Source organism: Tepidiphilus sp. HLB4 (assembly GCF_054823945.1).
Window position 1 is genome coordinate 1 of sequence record NZ_JSYB01000035.1, and the last position, 18,399, is coordinate 18,399.

The following is an 18,399-nucleotide window of genomic DNA, read 5'->3' on the forward strand; positions in this document are numbered from 1 at the left end:
CGCACTTTTGCGTACGTTTTTGAGAGCAGCAACGCATGCCCGTATCCATCGAGCGTCCCCCAAAGACCTATCCCGCGGAACACTTCTTCAACCGCGACCTGTCGCTGCTGCAGTTCCAGCGCCGGGTGCTGGCCAATGCCGCCGAGCCAACGGTGCCGCTGCTCGAGCGTCTGCGCTTTCTGTGCATCGTCTCGAGCAACCTCGACGAATTCTTCGAGATCCGTGTCGCCGGCTTGAAGGAGCAGCGTCGCCAGGGGGTGACCCGCCCCGGCATCGACGGCATCCCGCTCGAAGAGCTGCTCGAGCAGATCAGCGCCGAGGTCCATGGCATCGTGGCGCGGCAATACGCCTTGCTCAACCAGGAAATCCTGCCCGCACTCGCCCAGGAAGGCATCGTCTTCCTGCGCCGTGCGGAGTGGAACGAGGCGCAGCGTCGCTGGATCGAGGAGTATTTTCGCAGCCAGGTGCAGCCGCTGCTCACGCCGATCGGGCTCGACCCGGCACACCCCTTCCCCCGGGTGCTCAACAAGAGCCTGAACTTCGCCATCGAGCTCGAGGGCACCGACGCCTTCGGGCGTGCCTCGGGGCGCGCCATCGTGCAGGCGCCGCGGGCGCTGCCGCGCGTCATCCGTCTGCCCAAAGAGGTGAGCGAGCACCCCTACACCTTCGTCTTTCTCTCGGCGGTGATCCACGAGCACGTGCATCTGCTCTTTCACGGCATGGAGATCAAAGGCTGCTACCAGTTCCGCGTCACCCGCAACTCCGACCTCTTCCTCGACGAGGAAGAAATCAAAGACCTGCGCGACACGCTCAAGGAAGAGCTGCAGCACCGTCACTTCGGCGACGCAGTGCGGCTGGAGGTGGCGGAGAATTGTTCCGAGCAGATGGCGCAATTCCTGCTGGAGCATTTCCACCTCACGCCCAAGGACCTCTACCGTGTGCCCGGCATCGTCAACCTCGTGCGCCTCATGTCCATTCCCGACCTGGTCGACCGGCCGGATCTGAAGTATCGCTCCTTTCAACCGCGCATCCCGCGCGAGCTCTCGCGACCGCAGGACATCTTCCGCGTGCTGCGCCGCCAGGACGTGCTACTGCACCACCCCTACGAGAGTTTCGAGCCGGTGATCAACTTCCTCAAGGTGGCGGCCGACGACCCCAACGTAATGGCCATCAAGATGACGGTGTATCGCACCGGCACCGACTCGGTGCTGATGGAGCACCTCATCCGCGCCGCGCAGCGGGGCAAGGAAGTGACGGTGGTGCTGGAGCTGATGGCGCGCTTCGACGAGGAAGCCAACATCCAGTGGGCCAGCCGCCTGCACGATGCCGGCGCGCACGTGGTCTACGGCATCTTCGGCTTCAAGACGCACGCCAAGCTCTTGATGATCGTGCGCCGCGAAGAAGGCAGGCTGCGGCGCTACTGCCATCTTGGAACCGGAAACTACCATCCTCGCACGAGCCGCTCGTACACCGATTTCGGCCTGATGACGGCCGACGAGACCATCGGACAGGACGTCTCCGAGATCTTCGATTCGATCACCGGCCTGGGCAAGCCGGGCGAGCTGCATCACCTGTGGCAGGCACCCTTCACCCTGCACGAGAACGTGCTCGCGCACATCCGCGCCGAAGCCGAAGCCGCCCGCGCCGGGCGCAAGGGGCGCATCATCGCCAAGATGAACGCGCTCCTCGAGCCGGAGGTGATCGAAGCGCTCTACGAGGCTTCCCAGGCAGGGGTGGAAATCGATCTCATCGTGCGCGGCGCGTGTGCGCTGCGCCCCGGCGTAGCGGGGCTCTCCGAGCGCATCCGCGTGCGCTCCATCGTCGGGCGTTTCCTCGAACACCACCGCATCTTCTATTTCCATGCCGACGGCGAGCAGAAGGTGTATCTGTCGAGCGCCGACTGGATGGAGCGCAATTTTTTCCGTCGCGTCGAAGCAGCGGTGCCGGTGCTCGATCCAAGGCTCAAGCGCCGCGTCATCAAGGAGGGGCTGCGCATCTATCTCCTCGACAACGCCCAAGCCTGGGAACTGGACGTCGACGGGCGCTATCGCCTCAAGCACGCCCGACGGCAGCGCCGGGCGGCGCAGGAAATCCTGCTGCAGGAGCTGGCGAAGCCCGTGTGACGCCGCCGGTCAGCGTCGACGCACTTCTACCACATCGGGCACCGCGCGCAGCGCCGCGATCGCGGCCGCGAGCCGCTCGGCATCCGGCGCCTCCACGGTGAAGTTCATCCGGGCACGGTGCTGCGTGGTCAAGGTCTGCACGGCCGTGACGTTGAGCCGCTGCACCGTAAACACCTCGCTCACGTCGCGCAGCAGCCCCTGGCGGTCGTGCGCCTCGATCTGGATCTCGACCGGATAGGCGCGACGCGGACCGGTGCCGGCGGCGGCCTCGTTCCATTGGGCGGTCACGAGCCGTTCGGGATGGCGCAGGCTCAGCTCGAGAAGATCCCGGCAGTCGGCGCGGTGGATCGTCACCCCCCTGCCCCGCGTGACGAAACCGACGATCTCGTCGGGCGGCATGGGGTGGCAGCAGCGCGCGAGCGTGGTCAGAAGGCCGCTCTGCCCCCCCACGAGGATCGCCCCGCCAGCGCGGGCCGACGGCGCGTGCAGCGGCACCGTGACCGGCCCGACCGGAGCTTCGGCTGCGGCTGGCTGTAGCGCCTGCACGATGGCGCGCGGACCGATCTCACCGCGGGCGGTGGCACGGTAGAGGGCCTCGGGCGATTTGAAGCCGAGGCGCTCGGCGAGTTTCTCCAGATTGGTGCGGGTGTGCCCCTCGCGCTGCAGCTCCCGCTCCACCAGCGAACGGCCGCGGGCAAGGAGCTCCGCCTCCTGCTGCTGGGCGAACCAGGCACGGATCTTGGCGCGTGCCGTCTTCGTCTTGACGTAGCCCAGCGCCGGATTGAGCCAGTCGCGCGAAGGGCCGCCTTCCTTGGCGGTGACCACTTCCACCGTCTGCCCCGAGCGCAGAGGGGTGTCGAGCGGCACGAGCTGGCCGTCGACGCGCGCGCCGCGGCAGCGGTGGCCGACGTCGGTGTGGATGCGGTAGGCGAAATCGACCGGCGTGGCCCCCTGCGGGAGATCGACGACGCGCCCCGTGGGGGTGAGCACGAAAATGGTATCGTCGTGCACCGCATGGCGCACCCGGTCGGCCCATTCGCTGCTGTCGACCACCTCGTCGCGCCAGGCAAGCAGCGAGCGCAAGAGGGCGATCTTCTGGTCGTAGGGCGAGGTCTTGTCCGCCCCTTCCTTGTAGCGCCAGTGCGCCGCCACGCCGAACTCCGCATGGCGGTGCATCTCGAAGGTGCGCACCTGGACTTCGAGCGGTCGGCCGTCTTCGGCGCGCACGGCGGTGTGCAGCGAGCGATAGCCGTTCGGTTTGGGTCGGGCGATGTAGTCGTCGAATTCCCCGGCAATCGGCGGCCACAGCTCATGCACGCGGCTCAAGACCGCGTAGCAGTCGGCTACCGCCGGCACCAGCACCCGCACGGCGCGCACGTCATACACCTGCGAAAAATCGAGCCCTTTCTTGCGCATCTTGTTCCAGATGCTGTAGATGTGCTTGGCCCGACCATAGACTTCGGCACCGGCGATACCGAGCGCCGCCACTTCGGCCGAGAGCCGCTGCACCACGCGGGCGACGAACGCTTCACGCTCGAGCCGGCGCTCGTCGAGCAGGCGGGCGATGCGCTTGTAGGTCTCGGGTTCGAGAAAGCGGAATGAGAGGTCCTCGATCTCCCACTTGATCTGCCCCACGCCGAGGCGATTGGCGAGCGGCGCGTAGAGCGCCAGGCTCTCGCGGGCATAGTCGACCCGTGCCGCGGTCTCTCCGCCCTCGCTGGCAAACCAGCGCAGGGTCTGCAGGCGCGAGGCCAGACGCAGCAGCACCACGCGGATGTCTTCGACCAGCGCGAGCAGCATCTTGCGCAAGGTCTCGGTCTGGGCTGTGTCGTCCATTCCGATCGGAACGCGCAAGCCTTCGAGGCGCTGCAGACCGCGCAGCAGCCGCGGCACGTCGGCATCGAAGCGCGAGGTGACCCATTCGAAATGCTCCGGCGCCCGTACCGGCACGGCATAGAGCAGCCCCGCGATGCGCGAGGCCGGGTCGAGCCGCAGCTCGGCGGCAATCAGCGCCACCGCCATCGCGTGATCGAACACCGGCTCGCCGGTAGACAGGCGCAGATCGGCAAATTCGCGCCGGGCGAATTCGTGAGCCTCGCGCACCGCCTCGGCCTGTTCGACGGACAAACCCTCGGTGAGGGCCGCGAGCGCGAGATCGGGGGCCTTGGCGGCAAGTGTCAGTTGAGTGGCGACCATGGTTTCGTGCGAAACTATCCTTCGATCCGTGAGCCAGGAGCTTTCGATGCGCGAGCGTCCCGCGCCCTCTTTCGCCGCTTCCCACCCCTATCTCTTGCTCACCCTGGCCGTGGCCTTCTGGTCGAGCAACATGATCGTCGGACGAGCGATCCGCGACGAGGTTCCCCCGGTGACGCTCGCACTCGGGCGTTGGATCGTCGCTTTTCTTCTGACCCTGCCCTGGGCGCTGCCGCCGCTGCGGCGGCAATGGGCGGCGGTGCGCCGGCATTGGGCGATCCTGGCGCTGCTGGGAGTGCTGGGGGTGGGATGTTATAACACATTCGCCTACCTGGCGCTACGGCACACGAGCGCCACCAACGCGGCGATGCTCAATTCCTTCACGCCGGTGGCGACCATGCTGCTCGCCGCCGCCGTGCTCGGACACCGCCTCACGCGCCGGCAGGTTCTGGGCGTGGCGGTGTCGCTTGCCGGGGTGCTCGCCATCGTCGCCCAGGGACGCTGGCAGGTGCTCGCCTCGTTGTCTTTCAACCGCGGCGACCTGTGGATGCTGGGCGCCGTGGCGGTGTGGGGCATCTATACCGTGGCGCTGCACCGCCGGCCGGCCGGCATCGACCCCATGGCTCAGCTGGCGGTGTTCATCGCCGTCGGCATCCTCGTGCTGCTGCCCTTCGGCCTGTGGGAATGGCGCGACGGCCCGCCGCTACGCTGGCACGCCGACTCGCTGCTCGCCATCGTCTACGTCGGCATCTTTCCGGGCTTCCTCGGCATGGTGTGCTACAACGCCGGCGTGGCGGTGGTCGGCCCCGGCGTCGGCAGCCTCTTCCTGCACCTGATGCCGGCGCTCACGCCGCTCTTCGCTTTCGTCTTCCTTGGCGAGCGCCCGGCGTGGTACCACGCCGTGGGCATCGTCGCCATCCTTGCCGGAATCCTGCTCGCCACGGCGCGGCCGCGCTTGCCGCAGGGCCGGCACAAAAGGGCTTAGCCATGCCCGCCTGGATCGATGCCTTGCGCCGCCTCTGGCGCGCCCGGAGGGAGCGCCCGGGGCCCGATGCGGCGTTCTGGGAGACGGTCGAACGCACCATTCCCTATTCAGCAAACATCCCTCCTGCGGCGCGCGAACGGGTGCGGCGGCTCGCCGCGCGCTTTCTCGCCACCAAGACCTTCTACGGGGCGCACGGGCTGCCCATCACCGACGCGCTCGCCGGCAACATCGCCTGGCAGGCGGCGCTGGTGGCGCACCGCACGGGCTTGGGCATCTACGATGACTTCGTCGGCGTCATCGTCTATCCCGAGCCCTTTCGCGTGCGCCGCCGCTTTGCCGACGAGATCGGGCTGGTGCATGAATTCGACGACGAACTCTACGGCGAGACCTGGGACGGTGGCCCGATCATCGTGAGTTGGGGCACGGACGAGGAAGAAGGGGTGCAGGTGGTGCTGCACGAATTCGCCCACCGCCTGGACCTTGCCGACGGGGCGCTCGACGGCGTGCCGCCTCTGCCGCCCTCCCTGCCGCGCGCCCGCTGGGAAAGCGTGATGGAAACCGCGCTGCAGCGACTGCAAGACGAGCTCGATACCGGAAAGTCTCCCCCTCTCGACCCTTACGCCGAAGAAGGGCCGGAGGAATTCTTCCCGGTGGCGACGGAGACTTTCTTTACCGAACCGGCGGCGCTCGCTGCCTGGGATCCGGCGCTCTTCGAGGCGCTAGCCGAGGTCTATGCCCTTCGGCCTGGCCCCATGGTGGACTTTTCCTGCAAAACCGCCTAATCTAAAGGGCAGGAATCGAATTTCAATTCAAATATCATAAAAGGAGCTGGACCATGAAAAAAACCTGGGTATTGGTTGCCAATGCGAGCGTGGCCAAGTTCTACGAATTCCTCGGCTTCAAGTCCGGGGTGCAGCTGGTCGAGACCCGGGAACACCCGGAAAGCCGCCTGCCCACCCGGGAACTGATCTCCGACAACCTGCCGTTCCCGGGCACGGGTGGTGACAAGGCACCGCACACCGGCGAGCCACCCGTTCCACCCAAGAAGTACGAGGCCGAACGTTTCGCCATCGAAGTGGCACGCCGCTTGCGCGAAGCGCGCGTCGAGCATGCGCTCGAGCAGATCGTGCTGATGGGCCCCGCGCCTTTCCTGGCGCTCGTCAAGGAGCATCTCGACGAACCCACGCGCAAGATCCTGGTGCGCGACGTAGAGAAGGATTACACCAAGGCCGACGACAAGACCATCGCCGAGAAGGCGGCCGAGGCGCTGCTGCCGCCCGCATGAGCCGCGTCGATCCGGTTCAGGAAAATTCGCCCGCCGTCAGGTAGCGCAGCCCCTTCGGTCCCGATTCGGAGCGGATGAGGCGAAACCCCGCGGCGGGCCAGGTCAGCGGCAATGGCAGGCCAAGCCCCGAGGCATCGAACGCCTCGGGGCTTACTTTTCGCGCGAGCGTCACGTGCGGGCGAAACGGCCGATGCTCCACTTTTGCGCCCAAAGCGCGCGCTTCCTGGGCCAGACGCTCGATGAAACGCGCCCATGCGCCTTGCGGCGGCGGGCCGCTCAAGCACGCCACCCTCGGTCCGCCCCAACACTCGAAGCGGTCGAGCACGAGCGGTTCGTCCGGCGGAGCGCCCATCGCCGCGCCCAGCGCGAGAAAGGCACCCAGGCGTTCGCACGGCACGTCCCCGAGAAAAATGAGCGTGAGATGCAGGCGTTCGGGCGGAACGACTTTCACTGCGATTCGCCCTCGCGCCCAGCGTCGCGCCGCCTCGTGCCACGCCTGCGCCCACGCTCGCGGCGGCCACAGCGCGTAGAAGAGCCGAACCTTGGTCCGGTCGCCGCTTCGTTCAACCACCGCCGTCCCTTTCGAGCAGCACCACCGCCTGCGCCGCCACCCCTTCGCCGCGGCCGGTGAAGCCGAGCCGCTCGGTGGTCTTGCCCTTCACCTGGATCGCGGCCGGCGGGGCGTCGAGCAAGCCGGCGATCGTCGCCTTCATCTGCGGCACGTAGGGAGCGATGCGCGGTCGACGGCAGATCACCACCGCGTCGAGGTTCCCCAGACGCCATCCCGCCGCCCGCACCGCCGCCCAGGCCTGCGCGAGCAGCGCCCGGCTGTCGGCGCCAGCGTGGCGTTCGTCGCTGTCGGGAAACCATGAACCGATGTCGCCCAGTCCCGCAGCGCCGAGCACCGCGTCGGTGATCGCGTGCAGCAATACGTCGGCGTCCGAATGCCCCAGCAAGCCTTCGGCGTGCGCGATCTCCACCCCGCCGATCACGCAGCGTCTTCCCGGCACCAGAGCGTGCACGTCGAACCCCAGCCCCACCCGGATCATGCTTCCTCCTGTAGCCTCAGGATCGCCGCGGCGAGCGCCAGATCGCCCGGCCGCGTCACTTTCAGGTTCAGCGGATCGCCCTCCACCAGTTTGGGCGCCAAGCCCGCCGCCTCCACCGCGCTGGCTTCATCCGTCACTTCGGGGTGGCGCTCGAGCGCGGTGCGCAGCACGGCGAAACGGAACATTTGCGGCGTCTGGGCGAGCCACAGCCCTTCGCGCGGCACGGTCGCCGCGACACGGCCGCGGATGTCGGCACGCTTGACGGTATCGGCGACCGGCAATGCAAGAAGACCGCCCACCTCGTCGTGTCCGAGCACCTCGGCCAGCTGGGTCAGGTATTCCCCGCGCAGACAAGGGCGCGCGGCATCGTGCACCAGCACCCAGTCGTCGGGCCGGGCGCCGCGGGCGGCGAGCACGCGCAAGGCATTGCCCACGGTTGCACTGCGCGTGGGCCCGCCGCAGAAGAGCGGCTCGACCTTGGGCCCCAAATCCGACCAGTCGTGACGGCGCCAATGAGTGTCGTCGACGGCCAGCGCCACGAGCACCCGCCCGATCCACGCCGGTTCGGCCAAGCGCGCGAGCGTGTGCCACAGCAGCGGTCGCCCGGCGAGTTCAGCGTATTGTTTGGGCAAAGCCAAACCGCTGCGCCGCCCCACCCCGGCCGCAGGCACGATGGCCGTCACGCGCACGATCGTTCTTCCCCTTGCATTTGGTTCAACCTCCGCTGCCGCGCGCACTATAATGAACTCGTAACGAGACCGTTTGCCCGGACACCCGTTTCCTTGCCGTACCACGCAGGACCGCACATCATGGCTGCACGAACCATCCGTCCCCCCGCCGTGAGCGGGCTCTTCTACCCTGCTTCGGCGCGCAGCCTGCAGGCCCATCTCGCCGCGAGCTTCGCCCGCGCCGCTCCCCCTTCGCTGCCGGCGCAACCCAAAGCCCTGATCGTGCCCCACGCCGGCTACGATTATTCCGGAATCATCGCCGCCAGCGGCTACAACCAGCTCACCCCATTCGCCGCGCGCATCCGGCGCGTCGTGCTCTTCGGCCCGGCGCATCGCGTTCCCCTGCTCGGATTGGCGCTACCGCAGGCAAGCGCCTTTCGCACGCCACTGGGCGACGTCCCTGTCGACATGGACGCATGGAACGAAGCCCTGAAGCTGCCCCAGGTGGAAGTGTCGGACCGGGCCCACGAGCTCGAGCACAGCCTGGAAGTGCAGCTCCCCTTTCTGCAGAGCATTTTACCCAGTTTCACGCTGGTTCCCTTCGTCGTCGGCTGGACGGAGTCCACCCACGTCGCCCGGGTGATGGAAGCCCTGTGGGGCGGGCCGGAGACGCTCATCGTGGTGAGCTCCGATCTCTCGCACTACCACCCTTACGAAGAAGCCCGCGCCCTCGACCAGGCCACGATCGAGCGCATCCTGCAGGGCGACGCGACGATCGCACCGGACGATGCCTGTGGAGCCATCGCCATCGACGGACTGCTGCTCGCCGCCCGGCATCGCCGGCTCCAGCCCCATTTCATCGCCTATTGCAACAGCGGCGACACCTTTGGCGACCGGGACCGGGTCGTCGGCTACACCAGCATCGCCTTCACCGAGGAGATTCGCCATGGAGCCGAAGCCATCCATTGAGGTCGACGAGCGGCTTGGACAGGTGTTGCTCGCCCACGCCCGCGCCGCCATCACCGAGCATCTCACCGGCCGCCGCCTACCCCGGCCGGAAGATCCGCGGCTCGACGAACCCGGTGCCACCTTCGTCACGCTCACCGAAGAAGGAGAGCTGCGCGGCTGCATCGGCTCGGTGCGCGCCCAGCGGCCGCTGCGCCAGGACATCGCCGAGAATGCCATCGCCGCCGCCACGCGCGATCCTCGCTTTCCTCCCGTCACACCCGACGAGCTGCCGCTCATCCGCATCGAGGTGTCGCTGCTCTCGCCGCTCGAATTCCTCGAATTCCGCGACGAGGAAGAGCTGCTGGCGCAGCTTCGCCCCGGCATCGACGGCCTGATGGTCTTCTCCGGCTGCAATGCCGCCACCTTCCTGCCCCAGGTGTGGGAAGAGATTCCCGATCCGCATCACTTTCTCGCCGCCCTCAAACTCAAGGCGGGGCTCGACCCGCGCCGCCCCGCGCGCAACCTCATGGCCGCGCGCTACACCGTGGCCAAATGGAAAGAACCCTTGCCCGCCGGAGCCATACGATGAACGCCCCCGCCCGCTACTACCGGCGCCTGCCCGACGGGCGCCTCGAGTGCGTCCTGTGCCCGCGCCGCTGCAAGCTGCGCGAGGGGCAGCATGGCGCCTGCCTCGTGCGCGCCAACCTCGGCGGCAAGATGGTGCTCACCACCTACGGCCGATCGAGCGGCTTTTGCATCGATCCCATCGAGAAGAAGCCGCTCAACCACTTCTACCCCGGCACGGCGGTGCTCTCCTTCGGCACGGCCGGCTGCAACCTCGCCTGCAAATACTGCCAGAACTGGTCGATCTCGGCCGCCAAGGAGCTCGACGCCACCCTCGACGACGCCGGCACGCCCGAAGCCATCGTGGCCGCGGCGCTCGCCTACGGCGCCCAGGGGCTCGCCTTCACCTACAACGATCCGATCATCTTTGCCGAATACGCCATCGACTGCGCCGAACTCGCCCGCAAGCATCGGCTCTATACGGTGGCCGTGACCAACGGCTACATCGAACCCGGCGCACGGGAGGAATTCTTCGGCGCGATGGATGCGGCCAACGTCGACCTCAAAGGCTTTACCGAGGAATTCTATTTCCGCTACTGTGGCGGCAAACTCCAGCCGGTGCTCGATACCCTGCGCTACCTGGTGCACCACACCAACGTGTGGGTGGAGATCACCACGCTCCTCATCCCCGGCCTCAACGACAGCGAAAGCGAAATCCGGGCCTTGTCGCGCTGGGTACGCGACGAGCTCAAAACCACCGTGCCGCTGCACTTCACCGCCTTCTTCCCCGCCTTCAAGATGCTCGACCGTCCGCCCACTCCGCCGCAGACCCTGGTGCGGGCACGGGCCATCGCCCGCGAAGAGGGGCTCGCCTATGTCTATACCGGCAACGTCCGTGATCGCGAGGGTGCGACGACCTACTGCCCCGACTGCGGCACGCCGCTCATCGAGCGCGACGGCTACCTCATCACCCGCTATGCGCTCACGCCCGAGGGGCACTGTCCCGCCTGCGGCCGGGAGATCGAGGGGCGCTTTGCCGCCGCACCGGGGCACTTCGGCAACCGGCGCATCCCCATCGTGCTGGGAGCCGGATGAAGGAAGCGGATCATGTCTTCGCTCTCACACCCTACCGAAGAAACGCCGCCCCGCCCCCCGGACCTTCCGGTGCGGGAAGAGTACATTCCATGGGCCTCCTGCGTGCAGGCGATCCGACTCAAGGTCGATGAGCGGCACTGGCTCGACGTCTCGTTTGCCCTGCCGGGGCAGACGCGCGCCTTCGTCCTCCTCCTCGAGACCCACCAAGAAGCGCTCCAGAACCAAGCTCTTGCGCAAGCGCTCACCGCACGGGGCTTCGGCACCCTGACGGCATCCCTACTCACGCCCGAGGAGCACACCGACGCCGAAGAGCTCGCCTGGCACGTCAACGACCTCGGCGAGCGCGCCGCCACCGTGCTCGAATGGCTGGAACATCAACCGTTTCGCGGTACCCTTCCTCTGGCCGCCGTCGGCTGGCGCACCGCCGCCGCGGCGCTGATCCGGCTCGCGGCGCGCGAAACCCAAACTTTTTACGCCCTCTCCTGTCTAGAAGGACGGATCGATCTGGCAGGCGCCGGTCCGCTCCTCGCGCTGACCGTCCCGATCCAGCTCCTGACGTCTTCCGCCACCGACGACAAACCGAACCTCGCTGCATGGCCGCACATCGGTGCCGAGAAACGCTGGGAACACCTGCCTCCTCCGACGCCCGCAGGGCCCTGGCCGGAGGCGATCGCGCTCACCTGCGAGTGGTTCGAACGCCATCTGCCGACCACGCCCTCGTCCCTGGCGGCAGCGGCGGGTTAGAATCCCCCTTTCGGCCAGACCCTTTGCCCCTGATCCCCGAATGACCCGAACCCTCCTTCCCGTGCTCGAGCGGCTGCGCTGGCCGCAAGCCGGTCAGACCTTCCGTTTCCCCCCTCTTGCCGGCAGCGCCGATGCGCTCCTCGTCGCCGAACTCGCGAGCCGGCGCCGGCCGCTGGTGGTGGTGACCGCCTCGCCCCTGGACGCGCAACGCCTTGCCGAAGAAGTGCGGTTTTTCGCGCCGCAGCTGCGCACGCGGCTCTTCCCCGACTGGGAGACGCTGCCCTACGACCCTTTCTCGCCGCACCAGGACCTCGTCTCCGAGCGCATCGCCACCCTCTACGCCCTCACGCGGGGCACGCTCGATCTCGTCTTCGTCGCCGCGGCCACGGCGCTCGGGCGCCTGCCGCCGCCTGCCTTCATCGCCGCGCACACCTTCTCGCTCAAGCAGGGCGCGGCGCTCGAACTCGAAGGACTGCGCCGCCAGCTGGCACTGGCCGGCTACGAGCCGGTAGCCCAGGTACTGCGTCCGGGTGAATTCTCCGTGCGCGGCGGCATCGTCGATCTCTTCCCCATGGGCGCGTCGCTCCCCTACCGCATCGAGCTCTTCGACGAGGAGATCGAGCGCATCAAGACCTTCGACCCCGACTCCCAGCGCACGCTCTACCCCGTGCCCGAGATCGAACTCCTGCCGGCGCGCGAATTTCCCACCGACGAGGGCGGCCGCACCACCTTCCGCCAACGTTTCCGCGAGACGTTCGAGGGGGACCCGAGCCGCGTCGCCCTCTACAAGGACGTCAGCCAGGGCGTGTGGCCGGCTGGCATCGAATACTACCTGCCGCTTTTCTTCGACGAGACGGCCACCCTCTTCGACTACGTAGGGGCCGAAGCGACCTGGCTGCTCCACGGCGACTGCCCGGCGGCGATCGACGCCTTCTGGCAGGAGCTGGAAGCGCGCCATCGCCTGCTGGGCGGGGATCGCAGCCGCCCCATCCTGCCGCCGTCTTCCCTCTTTCTCGACGCCGAAGCGTTTTACACCGCCTTGAAAGCAGTGCCGCGCTTCGAGCTGCGCGGCGAAGGCGACGAAGCCGAAGAGGCCCGAACCCCACCGCCGGCGGCGATCGATGCGCGCGCACCCAAGCCCCTTGCGGCGCTGCAAGACGCCGTGCACACCGCCACTGCGGCAGGCGAGCGGGTGCTCCTGGTCGCCCAGACGCCGGGACGGCGCGAGACGCTGCTCGAGCGCCTGCGCGAGGCGGAACTGGAGCCGGCGCTCGTCGAACATTGGGAAGCCTTCCTTGCCGGAGAATCGCCCCTCGCGCTCACCGTCGGGCCGCTCGAGCGCGGGTTTTCCCTTCCGGCCGCACGGCTCCTCGTCTATGCCGAAGGAGAACTCTTCGCCGGCGGCGCCAAGGCCCGCAGCCGGCGCGCCGCGAGCAAGGCCGTCAGCCCGGAAGGCTGGATCAAGGACCTCGCCGAGCTCACGCCCGGGGCGCCCGTGGTGCACGAAGAGCACGGCATCGGCCGCTACCTGGGGCTCGTGCGCATGCCTTTGGGGGCAGACGAGGGCGAATTCCTCCAGCTCGAATACGCCGGCGGGGACAAACTCTACGTGCCCGTGGCCCAGCTACACCTCGTGTCGCGTTATCTCGGCGCCGACCCCGAGCACGTCGAGCTGCACCGCCTCGGCTCCGGCCAGTGGGAAAAAGCCAAACGCAAGGCCGCCGAACAGGCGCGAGACACCGCCGCCGAGCTGCTCGCGCTCTACGCCCAGCGCGCCGCCCGTCCCGGCTTCGCCTTCGGGTTCGACGAGCGCGACTACGAAGCCTTCTGCGCCGGATTCCCTTTCGAGACCACGCCGGACCAGCAGGCGGCCATCGACGCCGTGCTCGCCGACATGCGCTCGGGCAAACCCATGGATCGGCTCGTGTGCGGCGACGTCGGTTTCGGCAAGACCGAGGTGGCGCTGCGCGCCGCCTTTGCCGCCGTGGCGAGCGGCAAACAGGTGGTGATCCTCACCCCCACCACCTTGCTTGCCGAGCAGCACTTCCAGACCTTCTCCGACCGCTTCGCCGACTGGCCGGTGCGCCTCGTCGAACTCTCGCGCCTGCGCTCGGCCAAGGAGCAGAAAGAGGCGTTGGCGGGACTGGCCGAAGGGCGCATCGACATCGCCATCGGCACGCACCGGCTGCTGCAGCCCGACGTGCGCTTCGCCCGGCTGGGGCTGGTGATCATCGACGAAGAGCACCGCTTCGGCGTGCGGCAGAAAGAAGCGATGAAGCGGCTGCGCCAGGAAGTCGACGTCCTCACCCTCACCGCCACGCCCATCCCGCGCACCTTGGGCATGGCGCTCGAGGGGCTGCGCGACTTCTCCGTCATCGCCACCGCGCCGCAAAAGCGCCTCGCGGTGAAGACCTTCGTCGCACCCCGCTCGGAAGGGCTCATCCGCGAGGCGGTGCTGCGCGAATTCAAGCGCGGCGGGCAGGTCTATTTCGTCCATAACGAGGTGCGCACGATCGAGAACGTGCGCGAAGAGCTCGAGCGACTGCTGCCCATGGCGCGCATCGTGGTGGGCCACGGACAGATGTCCGAGCGCGAGCTCGAGCGCGTCATGCGCGACTTCACGCACCAGCGCGCGAATCTGCTGCTGTGCACCACCATCATCGAGACCGGCATCGACATCCCCACGGCCAACACCATCCTGATCGACCGCGCCGACCGCTTCGGGCTCGCCCAGCTGCACCAATTACGCGGACGGGTCGGACGCAGCCACCATCAAGCCTACGCCTACCTCCTCACCGACCCGCACGTCAAACCCAGCGCCCAGGCGCAGAAGCGGCTCGAAGCCATCGCCCAGCTCGAAGATCTCGGCTCGGGCTTTTATCTGGCCATGCACGACCTGGAGATCCGCGGCGCGGGCGAAGTGCTGGGGGAAGAACAATCGGGCGAAATCCAGCGCGTGGGCTTCTCCCTCTACAGCCGCATGCTGGAAGAAGCCGTGCGTCGGCTCAAGAGCGGGCAGGAGCCGGGCGATCTCACCCGCCCCTTCCGCACCGTGGCCGAAATCAACCTGCACGCGCCAGCGCTGCTACCCGACGACTACTGCCCGGACGTGAGCGTGCGGCTCGAGCTCTACAAGCGGCTCGCCGACGCCGACAGCGATGCAGCGCTGCAGGAACTCACCGAAGAGCTCGTCGACCGCTTCGGCCCGCTGCCGCCGCAGACGCGTACGCTCGTGGCCACCCACCGCCTGCGGATCGCGCTTGCCCCCTGCGGCGTGGCCAAGGTCGACGCGAGCGAGAAGAGCCTCAGCGTGCAGTTCTCGTCCGATGCCCCCATCGATCCGGCCAAGGTGGTCGCGCTCATCCAGCGCGACCGCAGCGTCAAGATGGCCGGACCCGATCGGCTGGTGCAGACGCGCCCTTGCCCCGACGTGGAATCCCGCGTGCGCGCGGTGCGCGAACTCGTCGCGCGTGTGCTCTCCCCTCAAGCCGCCGAAACCGTATAATTCCCCTTTTGGCAGGACTCCCGAACCCATGAGCAACCCGCTGCTGGAAAACACCAACATCGAGCGCTTCGATCCCATGCCCTCGCCGGCCGAGATCAAGGCGCAGCACCCGCTGAGCGAGCGCACCGCGACCACGGTCGCGCAGGCGCGCCAAACCCTCGTCGACATCCTCGAGCGGCGCGATCCGCGGCTCTTCGTCGTCGTCGGCCCCTGCTCCATCCACGATCCCGTCGCCGGCCTCGACTACGCCAAGCGGCTCGCCGCCCTCGCCCAGGAAATCTCCGAGACCCTGGTGCTGGTGATGCGCGTCTACTTCGAGAAACCGCGCACCGCCACCGGCTGGAAAGGCTACATCAACGACCCCTTCCTCGACGACAGCTTCCGCATCGACGTGGGCATGGCGCGCGCCCGCGAGTTCCTGCTCTCCGTCAATGAGCTGGGGCTGCCGGCGGCCACCGAGGCGCTCGATCCCATCGCGCCGCAGTACTACGGCGATCTCATCTCGTGGACGGCGATCGGCGCACGCACGGTCGAATCGCAGACGCACCGCGAGATGGCCTCGGGCCTGTCCACCCCGGTCGGATTCAAGAATGCCACCGACGGCAGCCTGGAAGTGGCCGTCAATGCCATCGTCTCGGCCTCGCGCCCGCACGCTTTCCTCGGCATCGACGAAGAAGGCCGCACCGCCATCGTGCGCACCCGCGGCAACCGCCACGGCCACCTCGTGCTGCGCGGCGGCGGCGGACGCCCCAACTACGACTCGGTCTCGGTCTCGCTCGCCGAGCAGGCGCTCGCCAAGGCGGGGCTGCCGGTGAACCTCGTCGTCGACTGCTCGCACGCCAACTCCTGGAAGAAACCCGAATTCCAGCCGCTGGTGCTCAAGGACGTGGTACACCAGATCCGCGAGGGCAACACCTCCATCGTCGGCGTGATGCTCGAGAGCTTCCTCGAAGCCGGCAACCAGCCCTTCCCCGCGCCGCCCTCGCAGCTCAAGTACGGCTGCTCGATCACCGACCCGTGCATCGACTGGGACACCACCGCCGCCATCCTGCGTTCGGCGCATGCGGTGCTGCGCGAGGTGCTGCCCCAGCGAGGGCGCTGATGCCGCATCTGCGCCTGCTCGCCACCCCGGCAGCGCACGAGTGGCTGGCGCGGCATCGCTTGGCGGTGAGCGAGCGAGGCCCCTTCCTCGAACTCGCCCTGCCAGCGCGCACCGCCGAGCTCGACCGCGAACTCTGCGCGATCGGCGCCGACTGGGCCTGGCTCGACCAAGACATCCCCCCAAGCTGGCGGGCATTGCGGCTCTTCGTCACCGACATGGACTCGACGCTCATCGCCATCGAGTGCATCGACGAAATCGCCGATCTGGCCGGCCTCAAACCCGAAGTCGCCCGCATCACCGAAGCGGCCATGCAGGGCGAGCTCGACTTCCGCGAAGCGCTCAATGCCCGCGTGGCGCTGCTGGCCGGCATCCCGGTGGCGCGGCTGGAAGAACTCTACCGCGAACGGGTGCGGCTCAACCCCGGCGCGGCCCGGCTGGTGGCGGCGCTCAAGGAGAACGGCTGCCACTGCGTGCTCGTCTCCGGCGGCTTCACCTTCTTCACCGAGCGGCTCGCACGCGAACTCGGTTTCGACGAAGCCCACGCCAACGTGCTCGAAGCGAAAGACGGCCTCCTCACCGGACGGCTCGTCGGGCCCGTGATCGACGCCGCCGCCAAAGCCGGCATCCTGCGCACCGCCGCCCAGCGCCTGGGTGCGGCGCGGCGCGAGATCCTCGCCGCCGGCGACGGAGCCAACGACCTCGCCATGCTCGCCCTCGCCGGCACGCGCCTTGCCTGGCGACCCAAGCCGCGCATCCTACCCCACGTCAACGTCGTCAGCATGGCGCAGGGGCTGGATGCCGTGCTCGAGCTGTTGCCCTAGGGAAACGCTGATTTATTCCCCCTCTTCAAGAACGACTCGGGCAAGCGCGACCCCGAGATGCATCAGACGAAGAAGGGCAATCAATGGCACTTCGGCATGAAGGCGCACATCGGTGTGGATGCCGCCTCGGGGCTCACCCACACGCTGATCGGCACCGCGGCCAATGCCGGCGACGTCACACAAGCCCAGGCGCTGCTGCATGGGGACGAGACGGACGTCTTTGGCGATGCCGGCTACCAGGGGGTGGAGAAGCGGGCGGAGAACCTGGAGGTTCCCGTACGCTGGCACATCGCCCTGAAGCGCAGCGTGCGCAAGGCTGGCAACACCGATTGAAAACTGACACAGTTTTGCCTCGATCAACGAAGTAAAATTGATATGCTCCCTTTGACGCAAGCGATGCTATTGGGGCTTAGCCAAGAACACTGCCCAGCTGTTCACCCTCTTTGCTCTGGCCAATTACGGTTGCCAGCGGCAAAAATAGGGTCAGCGGCGAGTCGGGCAAGGCGATGAAGCCATGATGCCGATAGAAAGCCGCGGCCGCCTCGTCCTTGGCGTCGACCATCAGGGCGAAGGCGGCAATTTCTGAGCGAGCGGCACGCGCGAGCGCATCAGCCAGCAAAGCGCTGCCCAGGCCTTGGCCTTTGAATGCCCGATCGACGGCCAAGCGCCCCAGGCGAACGGCGGGCACGCTGGGATAACGCGGCAGCTTCTTGCCTATGCTGGGCGGAAGATCGGCCAGCAGCAGGCTGGCTGCGGCCAAGGTGTAATAGCCCGCGATGCGCGGCCCCTCAGCCAGGACCACGAAGCAGGCGGCCACGCGGCGGCGCATGTCCTGGGTGGCGTGTTCCCGTAAATAGCGATTCAGCGGCTCCGAACCGCAGTCGAACGAGGCACGATCATGCACTGCATCGAGTGGCACGAGCAGGAAGGGGGCTCGGCTCATTCGGTGCGCAGGAGCGCGCTACGGCGAGCAAAGGCGCGTTTCAACGCAGGGGTCGGTTCCGGCGGGGAGAGCAGCGCTTGCGCAAAGCATTCCTGATCGGCCAGCGACAGGCGGATCACCGTGGCTTGCTCGATGGCACGTTGCGCTGCGTCCTGCACGGCGGACACGACGAAATCGGTCAGGGTGCGCCCTTGAAGCTCGGCAGCGCGTTTGAGCATCGAATGCAGCTCGGGGCTGATTCTTGCTTCGAGACGGGCGGTCGCAGCGGTGTGGGCCATGGTTTTGTCCTCCTAAGACCAATTGTACGTCAGATTGCCGTACAGATCAAGGGGGATTTTTCGATGGTGTAGCGAACAAATAAACTGTCCGGACTT

General features: G+C 67.6%; 17 protein-coding genes and 1 pseudogene. 12 read left to right on the forward strand and 6 right to left on the reverse strand.

The features are described from left to right. Window positions 1–35: 35 nt before the first annotated feature. Window positions 36–2,123, forward strand: coding sequence for a polyphosphate kinase 1 (gene ppk1 / locus OA56_RS06670; RefSeq protein WP_461584201.1), 2,088 nt, complete (start codon window positions 36–38; stop codon window positions 2,121–2,123). Window positions 2,124–2,132: 9 nt separating this feature from the next. Here the strand turns inward: ppk1 and OA56_RS06675 are convergent, their stop codons facing one another. After that, window positions 2,133–4,319 carry a RelA/SpoT family protein gene (locus OA56_RS06675; RefSeq protein ID WP_461584203.1) on the reverse strand — a complete coding sequence of 729 codons (2,187 nt, stop codon included), beginning with the start codon at window positions 4,317–4,319 and terminating at the stop codon, window positions 2,133–2,135. Window positions 4,320–4,365: 46 nt separating this feature from the next. On the opposite strand from OA56_RS06675, the gene OA56_RS06680 reads away from it, so the two are divergent. Genes OA56_RS06680 through OA56_RS06690 form a run of 3 tightly spaced genes read left to right on the forward strand, consistent with a single transcriptional unit; the run spans window position 4,366 to window position 6,586 of the window. Next, on the forward strand, window positions 4,366–5,301 hold the full coding sequence (locus OA56_RS06680; protein WP_461584205.1) for a DMT family transporter: 936 nt from the start codon (window positions 4,366–4,368) through the stop codon (window positions 5,299–5,301). Window positions 5,302–5,303: 2 nt separating this feature from the next. Beyond that, entirely contained in the window at window positions 5,304–6,083 is a 780-nt protein-coding gene (locus OA56_RS06685; RefSeq protein ID WP_461584207.1) for a M90 family metallopeptidase, read from the forward strand. A gap of 53 nt (window positions 6,084–6,136) precedes the next feature. Beyond that, window positions 6,137–6,586, forward strand: a complete 450-nt coding sequence (locus OA56_RS06690) for a host attachment protein (protein ID WP_461584209.1) — start codon at window positions 6,137–6,139, stop codon at window positions 6,584–6,586. Between the two features lie 16 nt (window positions 6,587–6,602). On the opposite strand, the gene thpR is transcribed toward OA56_RS06690, so the two are convergent. From thpR to ispD, 3 genes are read right to left on the reverse strand one after another with little or no spacing between them, the layout of a single operon-like run. Then, window positions 6,603–7,157, reverse strand: a complete 555-nt coding sequence (thpR, locus tag OA56_RS06695) for an RNA 2',3'-cyclic phosphodiesterase (protein WP_461584211.1) — start codon at window positions 7,155–7,157, stop codon at window positions 6,603–6,605. Further along, window positions 7,150–7,635, reverse strand: a complete 486-nt coding sequence (gene ispF, locus OA56_RS06700) for a 2-C-methyl-D-erythritol 2,4-cyclodiphosphate synthase (RefSeq protein ID WP_055423729.1) — start codon at window positions 7,633–7,635, stop codon at window positions 7,150–7,152. The genes thpR and ispF overlap by 8 nt, the downstream gene beginning before the upstream one ends. Next, entirely contained in the window at window positions 7,632–8,327 is a 696-nt protein-coding gene (gene ispD / locus OA56_RS06705; protein ID WP_461584223.1) for a 2-C-methyl-D-erythritol 4-phosphate cytidylyltransferase, read from the reverse strand. The genes ispF and ispD overlap by 4 nt, the downstream gene beginning before the upstream one ends. A gap of 117 nt (window positions 8,328–8,444) precedes the next feature. Between ispD and amrB the strand changes: the two genes are divergently transcribed. From amrB to OA56_RS06745, 8 genes and pseudogenes are all read left to right on the forward strand, one after another. Beyond that, window positions 8,445–9,272 carry an AmmeMemoRadiSam system protein B gene (gene amrB / locus OA56_RS06710; RefSeq protein WP_141055868.1) on the forward strand — a complete coding sequence of 276 codons (828 nt, stop codon included), beginning with the start codon at window positions 8,445–8,447 and terminating at the stop codon, window positions 9,270–9,272. Continuing rightward, on the forward strand, window positions 9,250–9,840 hold the full coding sequence (amrA, locus tag OA56_RS06715) for an AmmeMemoRadiSam system protein A (RefSeq protein ID WP_461584214.1): 591 nt from the start codon (window positions 9,250–9,252) through the stop codon (window positions 9,838–9,840). Before amrB ends, amrA begins: the two co-directional genes overlap by 23 nt. Next, window positions 9,837–10,910 (forward strand): AmmeMemoRadiSam system radical SAM enzyme, encoded by a 1,074-nt coding sequence (gene amrS / locus OA56_RS06720; RefSeq protein WP_055423726.1) that lies wholly within the window; start codon window positions 9,837–9,839, stop codon window positions 10,908–10,910. Before amrA ends, amrS begins: the two co-directional genes overlap by 4 nt. 12 nt (window positions 10,911–10,922) lie before the next feature. Further along, window positions 10,923–11,654 carry a hypothetical protein gene (locus OA56_RS06725; protein WP_461584216.1) on the forward strand — a complete coding sequence of 244 codons (732 nt, stop codon included), beginning with the start codon at window positions 10,923–10,925 and terminating at the stop codon, window positions 11,652–11,654. Window positions 11,655–11,694: 40 nt separating this feature from the next. Further along, complete coding sequence (gene mfd / locus OA56_RS06730) at window positions 11,695–15,159, forward strand: transcription-repair coupling factor (RefSeq protein ID WP_461584218.1); 3,465 nt, start codon at window positions 11,695–11,697, stop codon at window positions 15,157–15,159. Window positions 15,160–15,187: 28 nt separating this feature from the next. Beyond that, window positions 15,188–16,261 (forward strand): 3-deoxy-7-phosphoheptulonate synthase, encoded by a 1,074-nt coding sequence (locus tag OA56_RS06735; RefSeq protein WP_055423723.1) that lies wholly within the window; start codon window positions 15,188–15,190, stop codon window positions 16,259–16,261. After that, complete coding sequence (gene serB / locus OA56_RS06740; protein WP_461584220.1) at window positions 16,261–17,082, forward strand: phosphoserine phosphatase SerB; 822 nt, start codon at window positions 16,261–16,263, stop codon at window positions 17,080–17,082. Before OA56_RS06735 ends, serB begins: the two co-directional genes overlap by 1 nt. A 27-nt stretch (window positions 17,083–17,109) precedes the next feature. Further along, window positions 17,110–17,563: pseudogene (locus OA56_RS06745) on the forward strand (transposase); the annotation flags it as partial. On the opposite strand, the gene OA56_RS06750 reads toward OA56_RS06745, so the two are convergent. After that, window positions 17,492–18,025: a GNAT family N-acetyltransferase gene (locus tag OA56_RS06750; RefSeq protein WP_055423721.1), complete on the reverse strand. Its 534-nt coding sequence runs from the start codon at window positions 18,023–18,025 to the stop codon at window positions 17,492–17,494. The pseudogene OA56_RS06745 and the gene OA56_RS06750 overlap by 72 nt on opposite strands. Then, window positions 18,022–18,303: a type II toxin-antitoxin system TacA family antitoxin gene (locus OA56_RS06755; RefSeq protein ID WP_055423720.1), complete on the reverse strand. Its 282-nt coding sequence runs from the start codon at window positions 18,301–18,303 to the stop codon at window positions 18,022–18,024. The genes OA56_RS06750 and OA56_RS06755 overlap by 4 nt, the downstream gene beginning before the upstream one ends. Between the last annotated feature and the right edge of the window lie 96 nt (window positions 18,304–18,399).